General features: G+C 58.2%; 19 protein-coding genes. 13 read left to right on the top strand and 6 right to left on the bottom strand.

The annotated features are described in order from the left end of the window. The first annotated feature begins 26 nt into the window (after positions 1-26). Entirely contained in the window at positions 27-992 is a 966-nt protein-coding gene (locus Q0J81_RS11305; protein ID WP_294447963.1) for a PP2C family serine/threonine-protein phosphatase, read from the top strand. A 232-nt stretch (positions 993-1,224) separates the two neighbouring features. Here the strand turns inward: Q0J81_RS11305 and Q0J81_RS11300 are convergent, their stop codons facing one another. Beyond that, positions 1,225-2,583: an outer membrane homotrimeric porin gene (locus Q0J81_RS11300; protein ID WP_294447962.1), complete on the bottom strand. Its 1,359-nt coding sequence runs from the start codon at positions 2,581-2,583 to the stop codon at positions 1,225-1,227. A gap of 638 nt (positions 2,584-3,221) precedes the next feature. Here Q0J81_RS11300 and Q0J81_RS11295 point away from each other — a divergent pair. Both Q0J81_RS11295 and Q0J81_RS11290 read left to right on the top strand, forming a co-directional pair. Continuing rightward, entirely contained in the window at positions 3,222-3,689 is a 468-nt protein-coding gene (locus Q0J81_RS11295; protein WP_294447961.1) for a hypothetical protein, read from the top strand. Between the two features lie 1,305 nt (positions 3,690-4,994). Beyond that, a complete protein-coding gene (locus Q0J81_RS11290) occupies positions 4,995-5,444 on the top strand; it encodes a flavodoxin (RefSeq protein WP_294447960.1) in 450 nt (149 codons plus the stop codon). Positions 5,445-5,745: 301 nt separating this feature from the next. Here the strand turns inward: Q0J81_RS11290 and Q0J81_RS11285 are convergent, their stop codons facing one another. Next, the gene (locus Q0J81_RS11285) at positions 5,746-6,543 is read right to left on the bottom strand and encodes a sulfite exporter TauE/SafE family protein (RefSeq protein WP_294447959.1); all 798 of its coding nucleotides are present in this window, start codon (positions 6,541-6,543) and stop codon (positions 5,746-5,748) included. A 116-nt stretch (positions 6,544-6,659) separates the two neighbouring features. Continuing rightward, complete coding sequence (locus Q0J81_RS11280; protein ID WP_294447958.1) at positions 6,660-8,123, bottom strand: PLP-dependent aminotransferase family protein; 1,464 nt, start codon at positions 8,121-8,123, stop codon at positions 6,660-6,662. A 210-nt stretch (positions 8,124-8,333) separates the two neighbouring features. Here Q0J81_RS11280 and pdxS point away from each other — a divergent pair, with 210 nt between their 5' ends. The 7 genes from pdxS (at position 8,334) to rlmN (ending at position 14,771) form a co-directional block, all read left to right on the top strand. Further along, positions 8,334-9,215 (top strand): pyridoxal 5'-phosphate synthase lyase subunit PdxS, encoded by an 882-nt coding sequence (gene pdxS / locus Q0J81_RS11275; protein ID WP_294447957.1) that lies wholly within the window; start codon positions 8,334-8,336, stop codon positions 9,213-9,215. Beyond that, entirely contained in the window at positions 9,209-9,859 is a 651-nt protein-coding gene (pdxT, locus tag Q0J81_RS11270) for a pyridoxal 5'-phosphate synthase glutaminase subunit PdxT (RefSeq protein ID WP_294447956.1), read from the top strand. The genes pdxS and pdxT overlap by 7 nt, the downstream gene beginning before the upstream one ends. 223 nt (positions 9,860-10,082) lie before the next feature. Further along, positions 10,083-10,697 (top strand): MBL fold metallo-hydrolase, encoded by a 615-nt coding sequence (locus Q0J81_RS11265; protein WP_294447955.1) that lies wholly within the window; start codon positions 10,083-10,085, stop codon positions 10,695-10,697. A 130-nt stretch (positions 10,698-10,827) separates the two neighbouring features. Next, positions 10,828-11,400 (top strand): NAD(P)H-dependent oxidoreductase, encoded by a 573-nt coding sequence (locus Q0J81_RS11260; protein ID WP_294447951.1) that lies wholly within the window; start codon positions 10,828-10,830, stop codon positions 11,398-11,400. Between the two features lie 2 nt (positions 11,401-11,402). Beyond that, positions 11,403-12,275, top strand: a complete 873-nt coding sequence (locus tag Q0J81_RS11255; protein WP_294447994.1) for a ComF family protein — start codon at positions 11,403-11,405, stop codon at positions 12,273-12,275. 196 nt (positions 12,276-12,471) lie between these two features. After that, positions 12,472-13,560 (top strand): tRNA-dihydrouridine synthase family protein, encoded by a 1,089-nt coding sequence (locus tag Q0J81_RS11250; protein WP_294447950.1) that lies wholly within the window; start codon positions 12,472-12,474, stop codon positions 13,558-13,560. A gap of 113 nt (positions 13,561-13,673) precedes the next feature. Beyond that, positions 13,674-14,771, top strand: a complete 1,098-nt coding sequence (gene rlmN, locus Q0J81_RS11245) for a 23S rRNA (adenine(2503)-C(2))-methyltransferase RlmN (protein WP_294447948.1) — start codon at positions 13,674-13,676, stop codon at positions 14,769-14,771. Between the two features lie 95 nt (positions 14,772-14,866). Here rlmN and yddG read toward each other — a convergent pair whose 3' ends face one another. After that, positions 14,867-15,766, bottom strand: coding sequence for an aromatic amino acid DMT transporter YddG (yddG, locus tag Q0J81_RS11240; RefSeq protein ID WP_294447947.1), 900 nt, complete (start codon positions 15,764-15,766; stop codon positions 14,867-14,869). A gap of 537 nt (positions 15,767-16,303) precedes the next feature. Between yddG and Q0J81_RS11235 the strand changes: the two genes are divergently transcribed. Both Q0J81_RS11235 and Q0J81_RS11230 read left to right on the top strand, forming a co-directional pair. Further along, complete coding sequence (locus Q0J81_RS11235; protein ID WP_294447946.1) at positions 16,304-16,999, top strand: TetR/AcrR family transcriptional regulator; 696 nt, start codon at positions 16,304-16,306, stop codon at positions 16,997-16,999. A gap of 7 nt (positions 17,000-17,006) precedes the next feature. Beyond that, the gene (locus Q0J81_RS11230; RefSeq protein ID WP_294447945.1) at positions 17,007-18,107 is read left to right on the top strand and encodes a glycoside hydrolase family 3 N-terminal domain-containing protein; all 1,101 of its coding nucleotides are present in this window, start codon (positions 17,007-17,009) and stop codon (positions 18,105-18,107) included. A gap of 131 nt (positions 18,108-18,238) precedes the next feature. On the opposite strand, the gene Q0J81_RS11225 is transcribed toward Q0J81_RS11230, so the two are convergent. Both Q0J81_RS11225 and Q0J81_RS11220 read right to left on the bottom strand, forming a co-directional pair. Further along, the gene (locus tag Q0J81_RS11225; protein WP_294447944.1) at positions 18,239-18,934 is read right to left on the bottom strand and encodes a DUF3298 and DUF4163 domain-containing protein; all 696 of its coding nucleotides are present in this window, start codon (positions 18,932-18,934) and stop codon (positions 18,239-18,241) included. Between the two features lie 20 nt (positions 18,935-18,954). After that, complete coding sequence (locus Q0J81_RS11220; protein WP_294447943.1) at positions 18,955-19,548, bottom strand: DNA-3-methyladenine glycosylase I; 594 nt, start codon at positions 19,546-19,548, stop codon at positions 18,955-18,957. 188 nt (positions 19,549-19,736) lie between these two features. Between Q0J81_RS11220 and Q0J81_RS11215 the strand changes: the two genes are divergently transcribed. Further along, positions 19,737-20,879 (top strand): MFS transporter, encoded by a 1,143-nt coding sequence (locus tag Q0J81_RS11215; RefSeq protein WP_294447942.1) that lies wholly within the window; start codon positions 19,737-19,739, stop codon positions 20,877-20,879. Positions 20,880-20,902: the final 23 nt, after the last annotated feature.

Genomic DNA, 20,902 nt, shown 5'->3' with positions numbered 1-20,902 from the left:
GGCACAGGGGCGCAATGAGGCTTTTTATGAAGATGTTTCAGCTTGCCATGCAGGGGCGAGGCCATGTGAAAGAGGGGATTCCCTGTCAGGACAAAACGGCAGTTCGTGAAGAGTTCGGGACCAGGTGCGTCGTGCTTGCGGACGGAGCGGGCAGTGCTCGACTCTCACATTTTGGTGCGTCCGCCGTGGTTGAGACGGTGGCGGCGCTTCTGTGCAGGGAGTTCGATCACTTCTATGAGGCTGCCGCGCCTGCCGATGTTACGACGGTCATTCTGGATGTGCTTCACAGGCGTCTTCAGGAGGTGGCAGAGGAGCAGAGCTGTGCATTGTCAGATCTTGCCTCCACATTGCTGTTTGTGGCTTGCAATGACGGTCGCTACATCATCGGACAGCTCGGCGACGGCTGCATAGCATTTTCCCGGGATGGAGAGTTGAAACTGGTGACCAGGCCAGAGAAGGGCGAGTTCGCCAACCAGACTTTTTTTGTTACCTCTGCACATGCCGGGCAGCATTTTCGTCTTTTCAAGGGAGATGTGGGGAGATTGGACGGCTTCTTTCTTATGTCTGACGGTGCGGCCGAGAGCTTGTACCAGAGAAATACGGATACCGTTGCCCCTTTGGTCAGAAAGCTTATTATTGCCACGTTCTGTAAAAATGCAGAATGGATGCGTAATGCAGTAGGTAATATTTTCAATAATGAGATACTTAGAAAAACTTTCGATGACTGCAGTATTGCTGTACTTCCTTTATATATAAATTACAAAGATCTTTTTGACAGGGTAGAACGCTCAGAAATTTTTAGATTTTTTTATAAGAAAAAATATATTCATAGACAATATACAAATGATTATATCAATATTTTATTGCATAGTGAACAGACGGAAGATATTGCTGTTCTTGCTGAACTCACTGGTATAAAACTGCATATATTAAAAAGACGTTTGCATAGACTGCGAGCATTGGGATTCAGAGGTATTTTTAAATTTTTTTAATTGTATATATGCAGTGTGTAAGAAGTATATTTATGATATATTTTTACTGTTGAATACAATGCATTATGTTTGATTCTGTTAGTATTATCTAAAAATGTACTATATTTATAACTATAATTTCATGAATTTCCTGAAGACATCAGAACGCAGAGTTAAAAACAGACGGGAGAGGATTTTCGTCCTCTCCCGCTGGTATTATCCATTCATGCGAGCGAACTAGGCCCGCCTTGAATTAGAACTTGTACTGGAAGGTAAGAGCGGTGCTCCAGGAATCCTTGTCGGTTTCGTTGGCAGCAGCCCAGGCGCGATGGTCGCCCTTGTCGTAGTCGGTGATGATGTAGGCAAGTTCGAGGCAGGCGCTCAGGTTCTTGTAGATCTGATAGGTGCTGGCCAGGTTGAATTCCACCGCGTTGTCGTTGGTGGTCATGTACTTGACGGGGTTGATGCTGGCGTCGCTCTTGAGCACGTTGCCGGAATCGTTGGTACCCTGGAACCAGGTGACGGTGAACTTGTGGGTCAGATCCTGCAGGAAGCTGACGTCTTCGATACCGGCCTGGAGGCCCCAGGTGCCGGCGATGGCATGACGGCCGTTGTTGCTGTACATGCCGAATTCACCGTCGGCATAGGCGAAGGTGGGATGGAAACGGCCAGCCCAGCCGGGGATCCAATTCTGACCGAGGTACTGCACGTCGTCATCGTCGCCAGAGCCGTACCAGGCACCCAGGATGGGAGTACCGTAGGCGGTCTTGTAGGAAGCCTTGGCCTGCACATACCAGCCGTTGCGGTCGTTCCAGTTTTCGCTGTCCTTGTCGTAGGTGATCATGCCGTAGGCGCCGGAGATCTTCAGCACGAAGGGATCGAAGTAGCTCAGCACGAAGTTGGTGCCGGCCCAGAAGGCGTTGCCGTCGGCCTTGACGGTGTTGAGGCCGAAGCCGTCGGTGGAGCTGTCGAAAACGTTCGTGGTGCCCTTGTCCAGAGAAGCATACATGACATAGGGCGCGAAGGAGAAGCCGTCGAACTTGAAGTTGGTGACGGCGCCGAAGAAGTCGGACTTCTTGGACTGGTCGGTATCGTTGTTGTTCACGTTGTCATATGCGCCGCGCAGCCAGAAGGCGGACACGTCGAGCCAGTCGGTGACGGGCGAGGCGACGGAAATGCCGTCGCGGCCGTTCCAGCCGGGATGCATGACGGCGTTCTTGCCGAAGGCGTCTTCAGGCAGACCGATGAGCTGACGACCCATGCGGACCTTGACGGTGGTCTGAGGAATCAGCCAGTCGACGTACATCTGGCGCATGCCGACGCGGGTATTGTTGCCGGCAACGTCGGAACCCCAGTCATAGTTGGTGCTCTTGTCGGTGCCGGAGCCGATCTGCAGCTGCAGGTAGCCGGAGAGGTTTTCATTGGCGGTGAAGGTCATGCCGAGACGCAGACGCTGACCGGCTCTGTCGAAGTTCTGACCCGTACCAGCGTATTCGCCGGTGATGAAGTTGAACAGATACTGTCCGTCCATCTTCACGTCGACGGCGGAAGCAGGGGCAGACGCGGCAAAGATCATGCCGGCAGCCAGAAGAAGCGTAGTAAGCTTTTTCATTGCAATCATTCCTTTGAAAAAAAGTGGTTGGTAACACCGGTATGGAAAATCCCTCTTTTTCCATGAGCGGAGCTTAGAATTAACTTGTTATTTAATCAATAAAAAAATATTAACAAAATGATAATTTTTAAATAAGAAATGAGAAAATTTGAACAATTTATTTGTTATTTCAAATAGTTGCATAAAAAGTTCCGTGGTCCGACACCAAAAGGGAGCCATTACGCAAAAAGTTTGCAAAAAGTATGATAATATATTGAAATAAATTATTATAGCAGAGATGTTCGGGAATGGTCGACTCCGGCATGATGAGAGTTTTGAGTGGCTTTTCTGAGGGCTCAAAAGCGTCTTGAGAGAGGAAAAAAGCCCCGTAACCCTCTGTTTCAGGGAGAAGTGTTGAAAATTTTGCATCAGGGAGGGAGCGGTCGGCGTACGAGCCGAGAAGAGGAGGGCAGGCCATTCAGCGTGCCGATCGCTCGCGTTTTTTCATGTCTGTCCGCTTTTATTTAAGGAAAGGTTCGGCCGTCTGCTGTGAACACACGGGGGGGGAGAAAGGAATATGGGAATTGGGCGATGCCGGTGCGACTTTTCCTTCCCTCGGTTTTGCGGTAGCACAGGCAAAAACGATGTGAGGTTTTTTCATGAGCAAAGAATATGATCCGCGGATGCATACGGCAGAGCACACGCTGAGCGGGGTTCTCATCCGCCGTTATGGTTGTCCCCGCTGTTTTTCCACCCATATCAACGCCAACAAGTCCAAGGTGGACTTTCATTTTCCCCATGATCTTTCGCCTGAAGAAGTGAAAAGCATCACTGAGGAAGTGAACGCCGTTCTTGCCCGTGATCTGCCCGTCGTTGCCCGTGACATGGACAGAAACAAGGCGGCGAAAAGGTTCAACCTTTCACGCCTGCCGGAGAGTGCCGGAGATACTCTGCGCATTGTATACATAGGAGATCCCGATTCTTCCGAAGGATCGCTGGATGCCTGTCCGTGCATCGGAGAGCATGTTGCCCATACGGCGGAGTGCGGTACTTTTATATGGGTTTCGCATGAGTGGAAAAGCGATGACGGGGGCGTACTGCGTATTCGCTTCAAGCTTGATCGCTAGCACGGAGCTTCGCAGACAGAAGCGGACGCGTTTTTTTCTGTCGTTTTTGTCTGGATGGCAGATAGCTTGTGCAACGCTTGATGCCGTCAACGCCGCGCGGCGGCACGACTCGGTGAAACGATGTTTCTCCAAGGCTTCGGCAGACGTTTGGGCGTCTGTCGGAGCTTTTTTATATTGATGATGGACAGGAATGACGCAGGTCCTGTCATAATGAGGGTGAAGGCTTGCCGGTTCCATTTTTCGTTTGAGGGAGGAACTGCGCAGCGTCTGAATGAACACTGTTCTGAAAAGTTCCTCATTTTGGTCGATATGATATTTTATAATAAAATCAATAAATTATACATAAAAAGGAATTATTTTTCAAAAAATTTCCTGAACGGATGAAAAAAATAATTGACATTGAAATTCATTTTCATTATTTCTGATTTCAACGAGGGATGACAAAAGAACGGAAGAAGATGTCGGATGTCCTTCGGGTCGGGACTGGCTGCTGCGCCATGACGACAAGCCTTTTGACAGGCACGGTTCCTTGAAAATTGCACAGAGTTCGTAACGACCGATAAGGGACAAGACTTTGACCTCCCCCCCCGGCCGTCTGACGATGGCTTGACCCGGCGAATGCCGGAGGCGTCAGACGGCAAAATTTCTGCAGAACATCTGTTCTGCGTCATGTTGGAACGTGACCGGGTCGCGTTCCGTGCTGAGGCTTGGACCTCAGTCTCCTGGTGCGGCGAGGGCCGTTCCCCACGGCGGGGAACGGCCCGAGAGAGCGCCGAAGCGTATTGCCATAACAGCGTGAAGAAGCTCCGGCTTTTTTGCGTCTCCATATGAGCGTCGCAGACTCCGAGGCGACGTTCCGCCGGGCACGTGTCTGGGTGTTCCGGCAAAATTTCTCTGCCATGCGGCAGGAGCATGGGTAGAACCCATCGACATATTCGCCATGCTTTCCGGAAAAGACAGGTGATTCCGGAAAGCTCTCCTCCGCATTGCCGGCATGCACGCCATGGCCTGCCGGCAAAATTTGCTCTGGAGTCGAAAGACTCCAGTCTCCTCCCCCCCCCCTAGCCGGGCTTCTGACTCACAGCAGGGTCCGGCCAGATTTTTTGTCCTGCAATCATCCCGTATTCGGGCGGGATGAGTACTCCTGGTCGTGCACGGCGGAGAAAGACGGCAAGTCTCCGCCGTGCAAAAAAAAACGGACTCGCATCTCCTTCGGAAGCGGAGGCCGTCCGCCGTCGGCACGGGGCCGGAGACGGGCAGCTGCCCTGCGCCTTCGCTTTCGGAGGACTTTACTGGAGAAGAAACATGAAGGTTCTCATTGTGTATGGCTCGACGACAGGCAATACCGCAGGCATCGCGGAAGCTCTCGGCGAAAGAATGAGCAACGCGGGACTTGAGGTGACGGTGCTGAACGCCGCTGACGCTACGGCCGAAGGGTTGTGCAACGGCTATGACGCCGCGCTGTTCGGATGCTCGGCCTGGGGCACCGACGAAGTGGAAATGCAGGATGATTTCAACACGCTTTTTGAACATTTCGACGCCATCGGCGTAAACGGAAAAAAGGCGGCCTGCTTTGCCAGCGGGGACAGCAACTTTGAGCACTTTTGCGGAGCCGTGGACGTGATTGAAAACAGACTTTCCGGTCTGGGAGCCGTCATTATGGAAGAAGGCCTCAAAGTAGAAGGGGACTATGACGGCAGCCGGGACGACGTGGATGGCTGGTGCGACCGCATCATTGCGGATGTACAGGCGTAACCAGAGCTGCGGTGCTCTTGCGCTTCGGAATCCGCGCAGGGGGCTCTTGCGGGATTGCCGGGGTAAGTGGGCCCGAGGCTCACAGAACGCCAAAGCGTCGCAATGTGGATAATGATAAAAAAAGGAACCTCCCGTTGGGGAGAGGTTCCTTTTTTTTTGTATGCCGGGAAGGGCTTGCCTGGGGGAATCTTCCGGCCGGTCGCAGGCAGGGAGAGCTGCCCGCCCTTGCTGCCATATCTGTCGGGCGCGCAAAAAAAAAGACGGAATCTTGAAGATTCCGTCTTTTTTTCAGTCTGTGTTCCTACAAAACGTCGAGCAGCATCTTTGTGGCGACGAGGTAGAGGAAGAAGGCAAAGAATTTTTTGAGCTTCGGTACCGGGAGCTTGTGCGCAATGCCTGCGCCCAGAGGAGCCGTGAGCATGCTGACGGCCACGATGCCCACCAGTGCGGGAAGATAGAGATAGCCGAACGCATATGCCGGAAGCTCGGGATTGTTCCATCCGTTGGTTACGAAGCCGATGCATCCGGCAAGGGCGATGGGAAAGCCCATGGCTGCGGAGGTGCCTACGGCGCGACGCATGTCCATGTTGTGCCAGACGAGGAAGGGCACGGAGAGCGTGCCGCCGCCTATGCCCACAAGACTGGACACGGCGCCGATGACCACGCCTGCGCCCGTCATGCCGGAAAAGCCGGGCAGCGTGCGGCTGGCGCTGGGCTTTTTGTTCAAAAGCATGTTGGTGGCCACATAGTAGAGGAACACCACAAAGAACATCTGGAGATAGCGTGCGGGAATGCGGGCCGCGATGAAGGAGCCTCCGTAGGTGCCCAGCAGAATGCCGAGAGCGATGCAGCGGAAGACGTGCCAGTCTACGCCGCCGTGCCGGTGATGGGCCATGGCGCTGGAAATGGACGTGAACATGATGCTGCCGAAGGACGTGCCTATGGCCATGTGCATGGCCACTTCCGGCGAAATGTTCAGCCACTGGAAGGAAAAGACGAGCATGGGCACGACTACGGCCCCGCCGCCTATGCCGAGAAGACCGGCAAGAAGGCCGGCTACGGCGCCGAGTACGCAGTAAAGAAGTATTGCGGTTATCATATCCTCTCTCTCCTTGGGATGTTGCGGTGTCATCATAACGGCTGGGGGGAACGCGTCAATGCCGCCCATTGCTCCATGTGACGGTCGTGACGAGCAGAAAAGCGGGGTTGGACGGTTCAGGATTCAAGAATCTCCCGTATGATGCCGAGTGCCCGGGCCAGTTCTTCACGGCTGGAAACACCGCCGAGCGCAAGACGCACGCCGTGTTCCGCGGTGCTGTGCCCCATCTGAAAATGTTCGCCTTCGGCCACGATCACGCCCCGCTTTCGTGCTTCTGATGCAATCTTTCGTCCTGTCCATGCCTCGGGAAGGTGGAGCCAGCAGAAAAAACCGCTGTTGCGGGACATGAGGGGAAAACCGTCCAGAATGTTGCGGGCCAGGGCATTGCGGGCTGCGGCCTCCTCGCGTTTGGCCATCAGGGTTCTTTCAGCCGTACCGTCGGTTATCCATTGAGCGGCAAGTTCCGCCATGAGCGGCGGCACCATGGAGATGGTGTAGGAGATGGTGCGTTCAAGTTCTTCAAGCGTGTGCTGAGGAGGGCACAGGTAGGCTACGCGCAGGCCGCCGCCGAGTATTTCGCTGGTGGCGGCGACAAAACAAGTTCTTTCGGGCGCAAGTTCGGCAAAGGGCGGCGCGGGCTGTGCGTTGATGGCAAGGGCATAGACGTCGTCTTCAATGATGAGCACGTCGTGTCTGCGGCAGACCTCCACCAGTTCCTTCCGGCGTGACTCCGGCATGCGCGTGAGCGTAGGATTGCGGCAGGAAGGCATGAGGTAGACGGCCTTCACGCCGCCGCTTCGACAGGCGTTTTCCAGAGCATCCGGCAGCATGCCGCAGGCGTCGGTGCGGATAGGAACCAGCGGCAGACGGAGACGCCAGGAGAGCTGACGAAGCAGCGGATAGCTCAGCGTTTCCACGGCAAGCCGGTCGCCGGGCGTGCAGAGCGTGGTGAGCAGCGTCATGAGCGCGTGCTGAGAGCCTGCGCACACGAGAAGATCACGACCGGACACGGGCACGCCGTAGCGCCTGGCCCAGAGGGCTCCGGCCTCGCGGTGTCTTTCCATGCCTGCCGGACGATGATAGCTTTGCAGTTCTGCCATGGCGCGGGCATCCATTCGCGTCATCATCCGGCACAGGGCGTCATGCAGCGACGGATTGAGATTTTCAAAAGGCGCGATGAAGCCGAGATTCCGGCAATGCCCGTCGCTGCTTTCTTCGTTGAAGGACACGGGCGCCCTGTCACGGCCGTCCGGCCATGCCGTGGCCGGGGGCAGCGGGGCCGGGGGAGGCATGACATCCACGTCCGACCCCGCGGCGGAAACAAAGCTTCCGCGACCCGTCACGCCGGTGACGAGTCCCCGTTTAGCGGCTTCGGCATAACCGTGCGTGGCCGTGCCTGTGGTGACGTTGAGCCTTGCGGCAAGAGCGCGCTGCGTGGGAAGCGCGTCACCGGGGCGGAACACTCCCTGTCGAATGCTCACCTCAAGGGCTTCCGCTACTCGCTGGTATCGGCAGGGCGCGCCGGATTCCTCATAGAGCTCGCGCAGTCTGCGCAGGCGTTCATCATCGTTTGCTTTCATCAGTGACTTCGGATGGCTGTTGTCGTGTTATGAGACAAAAACTCATGAAGACAGGCAATGTCTCTTTGTATGCATGACAATATTAATTGTCTTCATATTGCGCTGTTTTCTTGAAAAATGCAAGGATTCGACGTAGTTCCGAAGTCTGTTCCGGCCTGTTTGCGCTGTGTTCGCGTCTTTTGGGAAAAGGGCCGGCAAAAGGAGCTCATTATGGAAAAAGGAACGATTAGACTGAAGACGGGACTTGCGGAAATGTTGAAGGGCGGCGTCATCATGGACGTGACCACGCCTGAGCAGGCCGTCATTGCCGAGCGGGCCGGGGCCTGTGCCGTCATGGCGCTGGAGCGCGTTCCGGCGGACATACGCAGGGCCGGAGGCGTGGCGCGCATGGCAGACCCCGCCGTGATCAAGAGCATCATGAAGGCGGTGAGCATACCGGTCATGGCCAAGGTGCGCATAGGGCATATGGCCGAAGCAAGGATTCTGGAGGCTGTCGGCGTGGACTACATCGACGAGAGCGAAGTGCTCACGCCTGCGGACGACCGCAATCATTTGAACAAGCATGACTTCACCATTCCCTTTGTCTGTGGCGCGCGCAATCTCGGCGAGGCGCTGCGGCGCATTGCCGAAGGCGCAGCCATGATACGCACCAAGGGGGAGCCCGGCACGGGCAACGTCATAGAAGCCGTGAGGCACATCCGTGTGGTCATGGGAGAACTGCGTCATCTGCTTTCCCTGCCGGAAGAGGAAGTGCCGGGCTATGCCAAGGAACTGGGCGCGCCTCTTGAACTTATGCGCGTGGTACGGGAGAAGGGCGGCCTGCCCGTGGTGAACTTTGCGGCGGGCGGCATTTCCACGCCTGCCGACGCTGCGCTCATGATGCAGCTCGGCTGCGACGGCATTTTCGTGGGCTCGGGCATTTTCAAGTCGTCCGACCCGGAGCGCTTTGCAAGGGCCATTGTGAAGGCCACCACCAACTACAATGATGCGGCCGTACTGGCGGAAGTGTCGGAGGGGCTCGGCGAAGCCATGCCCGGCCTTGAGATTTCCGCCATCGCCCCGGAACAGAGAATGCAGGAGCGGGGATGGTAGAGCCTCTTCACATAGGTGTGCTCGCGCTTCAGGGCGCGTTTCGGGAGCACCGGATCATGCTGGAAAAATGCGGTGCGAAGGTCACGGAAATACGCCGTCTGCCCGGCGGTTCTCCGTGGGGCGGACTGGAGATGTTCGACGGCATTGTGCTGCCGGGCGGGGAGAGCACGACCATGGGGAGGCTGCTGGTGGACGAAGGGCTCCTTGAGCCTCTGCGCACCTGCGGGCAGGCGGGCATGCCCGTGTACGGAAGCTGCGCCGGACTCATACTGCTCTGCCGTGAGGTGGAAGGGCCGGACGGCGCGCTTATTGAGCAGCCGCGGCTCGGCCTGCTCGACGCCCGTGTTCGACGCAACGCCTTCGGCAGGCAGGCGGACAGCTTTGAAACGCGGCTGGACGTGAAGGGGGTGGCCTGCGACATGGAGGCCGTGTTCATACGCGCGCCCGTCATCGTGTCGTGCGGGCCTTCCGTGGAGGTGCTCTGCCGTGTGGAAGGGCCACTCGGTCCGAGTCCGGTGGCCGTGCGGCAGGGCCGCGTGTTTGCCACGTCGTTTCACCCCGAGCTCACTGCCGACAGCCGTTTTCATGCATGGTTTCTGAATATCTGCCTGGCGTGGCGCTCTGCCGGAGGTTTCCCTTCCTGACAGGCGGCCCGTCTTTCCCGGCCCCGGAACCCCGGGGCCTTTTCATTGCGAAAGCAGCGCAAACAGGATAAGGCAGGAGAGTCCGCAGGCTGACGTCGCGCGGCCGGAACGCCGTATTTTCGTGCGGTCGGCGCAGGCGGAATGCATGCAGTTTTTTTCGTGCGTTTTTTTGCCGAATCCGGTGACCACGCACGCCACGATAAAAAGACGCCAAGGAGACGCCATGTCCGTCATCACTCTTCCTTTCGGTCCGCTGGAGGCGAACTGCCACATCGTGCACAACGGCAGGGACGCCGTGGTGTTCGACCCTTCCGACGAAACGGATCTCGTGCTGAAGAAGATTGCCGAGAACCATCTCACGCTGCGCGCCGTGGCGCTTACGCATCTGCACTGCGATCACTGCACAGGCTGCGCCGACATGACGCGCGCCACGGGACTTCTGCCGCTGGTGGGGGCTGAGGACTGGGCGGAACGCGGGCTTCTGCTGTGCCGAGGCATGTGCTTCGGCATGAACCTGAAGCCCTTTGAGGCGGAGATTCTTGCTCCGGGCGAGGTTACCTGGGGCAGTCTTTCCTGCCGGGTCATTCACGCGCCGGGACATTCGGAAGGCAGCCTCTGCTATTATTTTGCCGATCTCGGCCTTATGATCACGGGCGACGTGCTCTTTTTCCGTTCCGTGGGGCGCACCGACCTGCCCGGCGGCGACGGCGAAAAGCTCATGAAGACGATCAGAGAAGGCCTGTACGCACTGCCCGACAACGTGGTGGTGTATCCCGGGCACGGGCAGGAGACGAGCATAGGCTACGAGAAGGCATACAACTGCTGTTTCCGGGCCTAGAGCCGACTTTTTTCATGCGTGCGGCGGGAACGCAGAAGAGAACCTGCCGCAGCGCATGGCTTGAAAGGCCGATGTCCCGTTGCTCCCTTTTCCGGCAAGAGAGAACGGGGCGACGGTGCAGGGAGGGAGTGTGACGGCACCTGTCTTTCTTGTTTCGTGCAGTCCGAGGCGCGGCGGCAACAGCGATTTTGCCGTGTCGCTCATGCGGCGGAGCATGAAGGTTCCGTGCGTGACGCGGCGCATTGCGGATGAAGGAGTCCGGCCCTGCGTTTCCTGCGGGCAGTGCTTTGTCAGACCGGGCACGTGTTCTCTTGATGCGCCGGGAGACGGGGCGAAGGCGCTTTTTGACGGCATGTCTTCCGCGCCCGTGAGCGTGCTTGTGAGTCCCGTGTATTTTTACCATGTTCCCGCTCAGGCCAAGGCATGGATAGATCGTGCGCAGCGGTTCTGGGCCTGCGGGGACAAGCCGGGGCAGGGCAGAACCGTAACGGCCGTTCTTTTCGGCGCGCGCCTTCGCGGCGAAAAGCTTTTTGAAGGTGCGGAACGAACACTCCGCTACATGGCCATGGCTCTCGGGATGACCTGGACGGAGCCGCTTCGTCTTTACGGTCTGGACGGTCCTCGCGATCTTGAGAACAGTGCGGAGGCCTGTGCCCGCATTGTTTCATTTGCTGAAAGTCTGGCAGAAAGGGCCGTGTCGTGAGGATGGAGGAGGGGACGGCCGCAACTGTCGGTCGCTTTGCTTCCAGAGTCGTCCGTCTGCTCGGCCTCAGGGAACGGCGCTGCGTGGCCTGCCGCGAGCCTTTTGAGCCGGAAGACGGCGCCGATCGTGCCGAATCGTCCGTGGACGGCGTTCTGCAGCGTTTTTTCTGTCCTGCCTGCCGGGCGAAGATGAAGCGCCGCATGACGGGGTTCTGTCCGTACTGCGGCGAGCCTTCGCTTCTGGAAGATGCTCCCTGCATGCCCTGCGAGCGGTGCCTCGTCCGCACGCCGCCGTGGAATGATGTCATGTTCTTCGGCGTGTACGGAGGACTTTTGCGGGAACTTCTTCTGCGCGTGAAGTTCGGTGGTTCTCTGGCATGCGCGGATGTTCTCGGAAGATTGCTGGCGACGCTTTGCGTTGAGCATTACGAAGTGACGGTGAAGCCCGACGTCATCGTGCCCATGCCTCTGGATAGGGGAAGGTTGCGCGAGCGCGGCTTCAATCAGTGCCGGGAGATCGTGCGGCACGTGTCGAAGGACATGGGCGTGCCTGTGCGGTCCGACCTTCTTGTCAAGGTTCGGCAGGTGACGCCGCAGGAACTTTTGAACAGGGAACAGCGGCAGAATCTGAAGCAGCCTTTTCACTCGACGGGCGTCGACGGACTTTTCGTGCTTCTGGTCGACGACGTATGCACCACGGGCGCGACGCTTGAGCGTGCGACCGAGAGTCTGCTGTCGGCGGGGGCGTCCCGCGTGGACGTCGCCGTTCTGGCCCGTTCGTCGCGGTTTGAAAAGGACGGAGCAGGGGCAGCTTCTTGCCATGAGGCGGCTTCGCCTGCTATGCATAACGCCGGAAAAGCCCGGCGTGCGGAATAGTGCCGTGTCGGCGGAGGTTTTTCCGCACTCTTTGCGTTGCAGGCATGATGAAGGGCCGGACGTTTCCGTTCTGCCGCGCCAGGATTTCTTCCGTAATCGTTCATGCCGGACGCCCCCAGGTTTTCCCGAACGGTGCGGCTGTTCCGAAGTTCCGACTTCGGCGCTTTACGCTTTTCATGCTTTTCAAGGATGACTCATGTCAGAACTTTCCATTCGTCCCGATGCTCCGTGGCTGGCTCCTCTTGCCGGCTGGTCCGATCTGCCCTTCCGTCTTCTCTGCCGCGAGATGGGCGCTGCCGTCTGCTGCACGGAAATGGTGAGCGCCAAGGGACTGGTTTACGGTGGGCGCAACACCGAAGAACTGCTTGCCACCACCAGCTCGGAGGGGGAAAGCATGGCGGACGGAAGCAAGGTCTGCGATCATCCGCTGGTGGTGCAGATTTTCGGCGCAGAGGTCGAGTTCATGGAAAAGGCCGTGCAGATCCTGCGCAGCCGGGGCTTTTCGTGGTTTGACGTGAACATGGGCTGTTCCGTGCCCAAGGTGACCAAGACCGGCGCGGGCGCGGCCATGCTGCGCGACGTGCCGAACGCGCTGCGCGTGGCCGAAGCCGTCATTCGCGCGGCCGGACCGGGAAGGGTCGGTTTCAAGATCCGCCTCGGCTGGGACGCGGAGCATGAAGTCTATCTCGACCTTGCCCGCCGTCTGGCGGAGAGCGGAGCGGGGTGGATCACCCTGCATCCCCGTTACGCAGTGCAGGGCTTTTCCGGCACGCCCAGACATTCGGCCGTGGCGGAACTTGCCCGTGAACTTTCCGTGCCCGTCATCGCAAGCGGCGACCTTTTTACCGCGGTCGACGGTGTGAGGGTGCTCAGAGAGACTGGGGCTGCCTGCGTCATGTACGCGCGCGGAGCGCTCAAGAATCCGGCCATATTTGCCGAGCACGGCAGACTCATTGCGGAAGGCGCACTGGAAGGCGAAATTCCCCAGGGCTCGGGCATTGCCTGCGAGGAAGGTCGAAAGCTCGACGCGCAGCACGCCTGCGACGTGCTGGATTCCCTTCCCGCCGATCGGACGGCCCTTGCCTTCGTCATACGCCGTCATGCAGCCCTGGCCCGCCGCTACGCGCCGGAGCACGCCATTTTGAAAATGCGTACCTTTGTGCCGCGCTACGTCAAGAATCTGGACGGTGCGCGGGCGCTGCGGCAGGAAATCGTGGCCTGCCGGGACTGGGATGCCCTCGATGAGGTGCTGAAGCGGCATCTGGGTGACATTGCCCTTCGTTAGCAGTAGGCTCCGGGAACAGACCGGATTTTTCGTGCCTCTCTTTCGTGAATGCCGTTTTCGTGCGGCGCCATACAAGATAAAGAAACTGACCGCGCTGCGGCCGAGGATTGTTCATGACTCCTTCAAGCAAAGTGAATCTCTGCGATCTGCCCTATCCCGCCCTTGAGCGCTTCGTCATGGAGGAGCTGGGCTTCAAGAAGTTCCGTGCCGTCCAGATATGGCAGTGGATATGGGTGAAGAACGTGGCCGGTTTTGAGGCCATGACCGACATTTCCCAGAATGACAGGGCGAAGCTTGCCGAGATTGCCGAGATACGCTGGCCCTCCATTGCCGACGTGCGCGTAAGCTCCGACGGTACTACCAAGTTTCTTCTCGAGCTTGCCGACGGCGAACTGGTGGAAACGGTGCTCATTCCGAGCGACGCTCCCAAGAGACCCAACGACCTTTCCGTGCGCATGACGCAGTGCGTGTCCACACAGGTGGGCTGCGCCATGGCCTGTTCCTTCTGCAGCACGGGAAAGCTGGGCTTTCGGCGCAACATGACCATGGGCGAGATTCTGGGGCAGGTGCAGGTGGCGCGCGCATATATGCACGATACGCAGCCCGAACGCCCCATCATCCGCAATCTCGTCTACATGGGCATGGGAGAGCCCCTGCTCAATCTCGATACGGTCATGGACTCCCTGCGCACGCTGGAGCATCCGAAGGGACTGGCCTTTTCGCCGCGCCGCATCACGGTATCCACCTGCGGCATCAAGTCCGGCATGAGGGAATTCGGCGACAGCGGTCTGGCCTTTCTTGCCGTCTCGCTGCACGCGCCCAATCAGGAGCTGCGCGAAAAGCTCATGCCGCGCGCGGCCCGCTGGCCGCTTGAGGAGCTCATAAGCGCGCTGGAAGAGTATCCGCTCAAGACGAGGGAGCGCATTACGCTTGAATATCTCGTCATTGCCGGCGTGAACGATCAGCCGGAACACGTCAGGCAGCTTGCCCGCATATGTGCGCGCCTCAAGGCCAAGCTGAACCTCATTCCCTACAATCCCACGCCGGGCACTCCGTACTGCGCACCTTCGCCCGAGGAGCTGCTGCGTTTTGAAAAGGCGCTGTGGGCCAAGGACATTACCGCCATCGTGCGCAAGAGCAAGGGACAGGACATTGAGGCGGCCTGCGGTCAGCTTCGCGCCGCCCATGACGCTGCCGTCTGCAGCAACTGATTTTTTGCTGTTCGTGTGGAATGGCTGCACGACAAAAAAGGGACTCCGGAAATTTCGGAGTCCCTTTTTTGTCGTCGCCTTTGAAGAAGACTGCGTTACTTGTGCATGACTGTGGAACTCCAGCATAAAAGCGAGCCCAGCACGATGACGGCCACGCCCTGCCAGAACGCTCCGTCGAGACTTGCGCCTATCCATACCGTGGCGAACAGGCAGGAGAGCACCGGCGTGAAATAGGAGGCGATGGCGAGAATGGTGATGTTTCCTTTGGTGACGCCGTAGCTCCATGCGGCGTAGGATCCGCCCATGGCCACGGCCCCGATGACCACGCTTATCCAGCCCGTGAGCGAGGCGTGGGAAATGTCGCCGTAGCCTGCAAGCCACAGATAGGAGAACATGACGCTGTCGATGGCGAACACGATGAGCGTGGGATTCTGCCCGTTGGACCAGGCCCGCGTGAAGTTCGAATAGGCGGCCCAGGCCACCGCGCCGAAAAAGGCCAGCACGTAGCTCCACGGATTGTTCTGCACGTGCATCCATATTTCCGCGGGCTGCACGCCCTTTTCTCCGCCGAGCACCATCATGACGCCGAGAAAGCTGATGACCACGCCGGGAGCTATCCACCATCGGGCTTTCTGCCCGTTGAAAAGCACGGCGAAGAGCACCACGAGACAGGGCCAGAGGTAGTTGACCATGCCCACTTCCACGGTCTGCTGTCCGCCGTCGGAGAGATACAGCGACAGGCAGAAGCAGACGGAACACACATTGGCCAGCGGAATGCCCAGAAAAAGATATTTTCTGGGATAGGCACTCAGCTTCGGAAGCCCGAGAAAGAAGACAAGGAAAAGGCAGGTGGAGATGTAGAGAATGGACAGCCCTGCGGCAAGGCCGAACTGTTCCGTGATGCTGCGCACCAGCCCGACGGACATACCCCAGCACACGGGAGCGGTAAGCCCCAGAAGCGTGGCCTTTCCGCTTGCAGAAGGAAGATAGGACATGGCGTTTCCTTATGAATGAGAGGGAATGGACAGCTCTGCCCTTCCGACAGTTTTTCCTTTTTGTCAACAGGATTTTACAGCGTGGAATTCATGGATTTTTCTGGCCCTCAGAACGAGGACTTTTCAGCCTCCTGGAACGCTGGCAATGCTGCCGCGGGGAATCGTGGCTGCGATGATTTTTGACTTGACAGAAAGGGAGGAGTAGTTCAAATTCAAATTTAGATTTGAGATGCTGGAAACAGCGCATTCCCGTTTTGACGGGACGAATTTCGCTCGTGGTGCGCGCAGGAATACAACCTCTCCATTCCTTGTCGCGCGGGCCGCTTTCTGGGGAAGGACGGCGAGACGTCGTGAAAGAGATACGCATGATGTCTGCCACCCCTCGGCGGCCATGAAGGTTCTGGGGCATGGCCGTCCACGATGCCCCAGCCTTTTTTTTGCCCTTTTTTCATCGCGGCGTTTCGGGAAAGCCGTTGCGGCCCGTCCCTTCCTGGCTTATGCTTGACGCAGCGTTCCCTGACGAGAGGTTTCCCCCGTATGCTGTTTTTTTCCCGCAAGAAGCACTCGCGCGAGGACGGCGAGGCTACGCGCCGTCAGATTCTCGGTACCGCCGTTCGCCTGTTTGCCGAGCACGGCTATGCCGATACGACGAGCAAGATGATCTGTCGTGAGGCGGGCGTGAACATTGCCGCCGTCAACTACTATTTCGGCAGCCGGGACGACTTGTACCGCGCCGTTCTCGACGACGTGCACGAACATATCGTGAACGAAAGGCAGATGGAGCTCATTACCTCCGCAGAGCTTCCCGTTGAGGAAAAGCTGGAAAGAGTGCTTGACGCCTACATCGCCGCGGCCTACGACGGACAGAGCTGGTATGCAAGGATATGGGCGCATGAGCTTATTGCCCCCTCGCCCATAGGGGGGGTGGACTTTCTCAGAGGCACTCTGTCCAAGGAAAGAAGCATAGGCTCGCTTCTTTCGGAATTGACGGGCATTCCCCGTGATGACCCGGCGCTTCAGTGCTGCATCATCACGGTCATGGCCCCGTATCTTCTCATGCTCTGTGTGCAGCGCGACATGGCCCGTTCCCTGACCACGGTGTTCGGATACCGCAAGGAAGATGTGAACCGTCATTTCAAGCTGCTTCTTTTTGAAGCCCTCCGCGCCTTTTCCGAACGCTACGCGAAGGGGGAACTTCCTTCCGTGTCTCCTCGGGAGGAAGGGGAGGAATAGGTTTTCCGTGCGACTGATTCTGACTGTCGTTCTGGTGCTGGCGTGTCTTCTGCCGGGACCGGGCTTTGCCGCGCCTTCCGTGGAAGAGATGGCCGGCGCCATGATCATGGTGGGCTTTCACGGGACCAGTGCTCCCGTGTCCGTAGTGAAGGCCGTTTCCGAAGGCCGTCTCGGTGGCGTCATTCTGTTCGACAAGGGGCGGAAAAAAGGCGATTTTTACAATATCGAGTCGCCGGTTCAGCTGAAGAATCTGACGGCATCCCTTCAGGCCGCGTCTGACCGTACGCTGCTTGTGGCCGTGGATCAGGAGGGCGGCAAGGTGTGTCGCCTCAAGCCTGAGCGCGGCTTTTTTGCGCTTCCTTCCGCCGAGATCATGGGCCGCATGAGCGAGGAGGAAGTGCGGGTGCTCGGCTTCAAGGCCGGAACGGAAATGGCTGAACTTGGCATCAACGTAGATCTTGCGCCTGTGGTGGATCTCCGGCGTTCCCGGCAGAGCCCCGGCCTCGGCAATGCGGGACGTCTTTTCGGCGCGGGCAGCGATCAGGTGACAAGGCAGGCCCTGGCCTTTGCCGACGGACTTCGCGAGGCGGGCGTTCTGCCCGCGCTCAAGCATTTTCCCGGTCTCGGCAGCGCCAGCAAGGATTCGCATCTGGACTTGCCGGACGTGACGAAAACCTGGACCGAAGAGGAGCTGCTGCCATATGTGGAGGCCTTCCAGCGCGGCTGGTCCGGCATGGTGCTTGTGGCGCACGTGTATCACCGCAGACTTGACGAGCATCTGCCGTCTTCTCTTTCCCAAAAAGTGGTGAACGGACTGCTGCGCCGAAGGCTCGGCTGGAACGGCGTGGTCGTGAGCGACGATCTTCAGATGGGAGCCGTGGCGAAAGGGCGCTCTCTGGAAGAGAGGGTGCGCCTTGCCGTACGCGCGGGCAACGACATACTTCTTTTCGGCAACAACCTTTCCTACGATCCCGATTTGCACGACAAGGTGTTTCAGGCGCTCATGCGTCTGGTGCATACAGGCGTCGTGAGCCGTGAGAGGCTGGAGGAATCCTGGCGGCGCATAGAAGCTCTGAAGCGGAATCTCAGGCCGGGAAATGCCCGGTAGGCATCCGTTCCAAAGCTCATGAGCGGCGCTTGTCCTTCTGACGGCGGCGGAAGAGAAACGACCGTTCTTTTCCGCCGCGTTGAAGGCGATTCATGGAAAGCATCCTTCTGCCGCAAGGTGCATGAAGGCAGCTACTTCCAGAAGCTCATGACCGGCTGAGCCTCCGAGAGGGCGCTCAAAGGCAGCGTCACGGTGACCACGCCCGCAGCCCACGGTCCGACCTGATACGGGTTGAAGTATACGGTAAGGCCGTTTTCCTCCAGCAGGAATGTGTTGAAGTTTTCTTCCTCGGGCGTGGTTCCTCCCTCCACCATGTCCCAGGGAAGTTCCTGTTCCAGAAGTTTTTTTCTCGTCAGCTCGCTCATGAGCGCAAGAGCCTTTTCCGGCTTCCTGAAAATGTCGTGCAGTCCGACGGGCTTTCCGTCCGACGAGACGTAGTTTCTGGAAAAGACGAGCAGATTTCCGTGGGCGCCGCCGGTATATTGATAGGCCTTCCACAGCATGCCCGTTACCTTGCCGTTACCGTGCATGGAACCTTCGAGATCCATTTCAAACACATAGTCGGGCATGTCCGGCGACTGCTCTTTCATGACCTGAAGTTCCTTCAGGTACTGCCCTGCCTCTTCCCGGAAATTGTCCACGCATCGCCTGACGAGGTCGTCGGATTCTCTGTCCGGCCGGGCAAGGCCGAATCGCGGCCAGGAGGCTTTGATACTGAGGTCGGAGGATTGTTCCGTGTACGTGGACAGCGCGGGTTCCTCCGCAGAGGCGGCGTGCGCGGCCAGGGAAAGGAAGAGGGACAGAGCGATAGGGATGAATTTGTTCATGGCGGCCTCGGGAAAAAGGTTCAGTCTTTGACGAGTTTCACGTCTGCGCCCTGCATGACGGCGCGAAAGCGAGGACAGTCCCGTTCGTGATCGTTGATGACGCCGCAGGCCTGCAGCAGGGAATAGACGGTGACGCTGCCGACATATCGGAAGCCCCGCGCTCTGAGGGCGGCGCTTATGCGGTCGGAAAGCTCGTTCTGAGCAGGCACGGCACGGTCGTGACTTTCATAGACCAGCATATGTCCGTCGGTAAAGCTCCAGAGCCAGGAATGAAAGGAACCGAATTCCTTCTGCACGGCAAGAAAGGCGCGCGCGTTGCCCACGAGAGCTTCCACCTTGCGGCGGGAACGTATCATGCCGGGAACAGCGAGGGCGGATTCCACGTCGCTTTCTGAAAAGGCGGCGAGACGTACGGGATCAAACCCGGCGAGCGCCCGGCGGAAGGCGTCCCGCTTTTTCAGCATGAGCAGCCAGTTCAGGCCGCACTGCATGACTTCCAGCGCAAGGTGTTCAAAAAGCATGCGGTCGTCGTGCACGGGCACGGCCCATTCCGTGTCGTGATAGAGACGCAGAAGCTCGTTGCTTCTGCTCCATGCGCAGCCGGTCTGTTCCATGGCACATCCTCCTCGGGCATAGTGCCCTGTTTCTGCGACGAAGTACAGAGACGCGCTTGACAGCGTGAAGGGGGCTGCCTAAACAGAAGAAATTCTTCGGCCGGAAGGGAGCTCTTCCGGCCTTGTCCTTTTTGAAAGGGCATGAAACGTCATGAAAGTCCGCCGGGTCAACGGCGGCGGGGTGAATCGTGAACTTTCCGGTGGTGAGCCCTCGCTGGGCCTGTTCTTTTTTCTTTGCCGTTACGGGCATTGCCTACGGCAGCGTAATGTCACGCATGCCCGCCATCAAGGCGCAGGCTGCCCTGAGCGATGCCGACGTGGGCGTCATGCTGCTGTGCATGGGCGTGGGCGGGCTTTTTTCCTTCCCGCTCGCAGGCTGGGCCATTTCCCGCACAAGCTGCCGTACCGTGCTTTCTCTGGCAAGCTGCGGGCTCATTCTGCTTTTTCCCTGTCTGGGCCTGGCGTCGGGATTTTTTTCGGCGTGTCTGCTCTTTGCTCTTCTGGGCTTTGCCATAGGCATGAACGACGTGGGCATCAATGCTGGCTCCATTCTGGTGGAAACCTCCATGCACCGGCCTGTCATCTCCTCCATGCACGCGCTCTACAGCACGGGCGGCCTTCTGGGAGCCCTTGCAGGTTCGTGCATGGCGGCCCTTGAGGTTTCTCCGCTGGGGCATTTTGCCGGAGTCGCTCTGATGCTTCTGGTGCTTCTTCCTTTTTTTGCCCGAAATCTTCTGCATGATGTGCCGCGCCGAAGAGATAAGAAGGGAACATTTGCCTTGCCCCCTCTCTGGGTACTGGTGTTCGGCATTCTCATGCTTTGTTCCTATTCTTCGGAAGGGTCGGTGGGCGAGTGGGGCGTGCTGCTCCTGCATGAGGTGAAGGGCGCTTCGGAACACACGGCCGCTCTGGCCTACGCCTCGTTTTCCGTGGCTATGGTGGTCATGCGCTTTTTCGGCGACCGGCTGCGCGAGCATTTCGGCGATGCCCGTCTCATGCGAGTGTGCTGCGGCTGTGCGCTTTGCGGCATACTGGTGGCTCTTCTTTCCCCGTGGCCTCTTGTCTGTCTTCTGGGGTACGCCTTCATGGGACTCGGCCTTTCGGTCAGCGTACCCATCATTTTCAGTGCGGCGGGACGTCGGCACGACATGCCTGCCGGCACGGTGACGGCCTTTCTTTCCATGCTGGCTGCAAGCGGTCAGCTCTTCATTCCTCCGCTCATCGGCATGCTGGGCTCTCTTGTCGGACTTCAGGAGGCCATGGGGGTGGTGGTCGTCCTGTGTGCCGTCATGTTTTTAGGTTCCGGCGCGGTGAGGGACAGAAAGGCCTGAGCTGGAAAACAGGCGTTTTTGCG

The sequence above is a fragment of the uncultured Mailhella sp. genome (assembly GCF_944324575.1).
Classification (GTDB): Bacteria; Desulfobacterota; Desulfovibrionia; order Desulfovibrionales; family Desulfovibrionaceae; genus Mailhella.
Note: the sequence above shows the minus strand (reverse complement) of the source record. Positions and strands in the feature narration are given on the sequence as shown.

Bases quoted from the DNA above. Each gene is read 5' to 3' on its own strand.
- Q0J81_RS11285 (WP_294447959.1), bottom strand. From the start codon at position 6,543: ATGATAACCGCAATACTTCTTTACTGCGTACTCGGCGCCGTAGCCGGC.
- Q0J81_RS11265 (WP_294447955.1), top strand. From the start codon at position 10,083: ATGTCCGTCATCACTCTTCCTTTCGGTCCGCTGGAGGCGAACTGCCAC.
- Q0J81_RS11295 (WP_294447961.1), top strand. From the start codon at position 3,222: ATGAGCAAAGAATATGATCCGCGGATGCATACGGCAGAGCACACGCTG.
- pdxS (WP_294447957.1), top strand. From the start codon at position 8,334: ATGGAAAAAGGAACGATTAGACTGAAGACGGGACTTGCGGAAATGTTG.
- Q0J81_RS11300 (WP_294447962.1), bottom strand. From the start codon at position 2,583: ATGAAAAAGCTTACTACGCTTCTTCTGGCTGCCGGCATGATCTTTGCC.
- Q0J81_RS11255 (WP_294447994.1), top strand. From the start codon at position 11,403: ATGGAGGAGGGGACGGCCGCAACTGTCGGTCGCTTTGCTTCCAGAGTC.
- Q0J81_RS11220 (WP_294447943.1), bottom strand. From the start codon at position 19,548: ATGGAACAGACCGGCTGCGCATGGAGCAGAAGCAACGAGCTTCTGCGT.
- rlmN (WP_294447948.1), top strand. From the start codon at position 13,674: ATGACTCCTTCAAGCAAAGTGAATCTCTGCGATCTGCCCTATCCCGCC.
- Q0J81_RS11305 (WP_294447963.1), top strand. From the start codon at position 27: ATGAAGATGTTTCAGCTTGCCATGCAGGGGCGAGGCCATGTGAAAGAG.
- Q0J81_RS11235 (WP_294447946.1), top strand. From the start codon at position 16,304: ATGCTGTTTTTTTCCCGCAAGAAGCACTCGCGCGAGGACGGCGAGGCT.
- Q0J81_RS11280 (WP_294447958.1), bottom strand. From the start codon at position 8,123: ATGAAAGCAAACGATGATGAACGCCTGCGCAGACTGCGCGAGCTCTAT.
- Q0J81_RS11225 (WP_294447944.1), bottom strand. From the start codon at position 18,934: ATGAACAAATTCATCCCTATCGCTCTGTCCCTCTTCCTTTCCCTGGCC.
- pdxT (WP_294447956.1), top strand. From the start codon at position 9,209: ATGGTAGAGCCTCTTCACATAGGTGTGCTCGCGCTTCAGGGCGCGTTT.
- Q0J81_RS11250 (WP_294447950.1), top strand. From the start codon at position 12,472: ATGTCAGAACTTTCCATTCGTCCCGATGCTCCGTGGCTGGCTCCTCTT.
- yddG (WP_294447947.1), bottom strand. From the start codon at position 15,766: ATGTCCTATCTTCCTTCTGCAAGCGGAAAGGCCACGCTTCTGGGGCTT.
- Q0J81_RS11290 (WP_294447960.1), top strand. From the start codon at position 4,995: ATGAAGGTTCTCATTGTGTATGGCTCGACGACAGGCAATACCGCAGGC.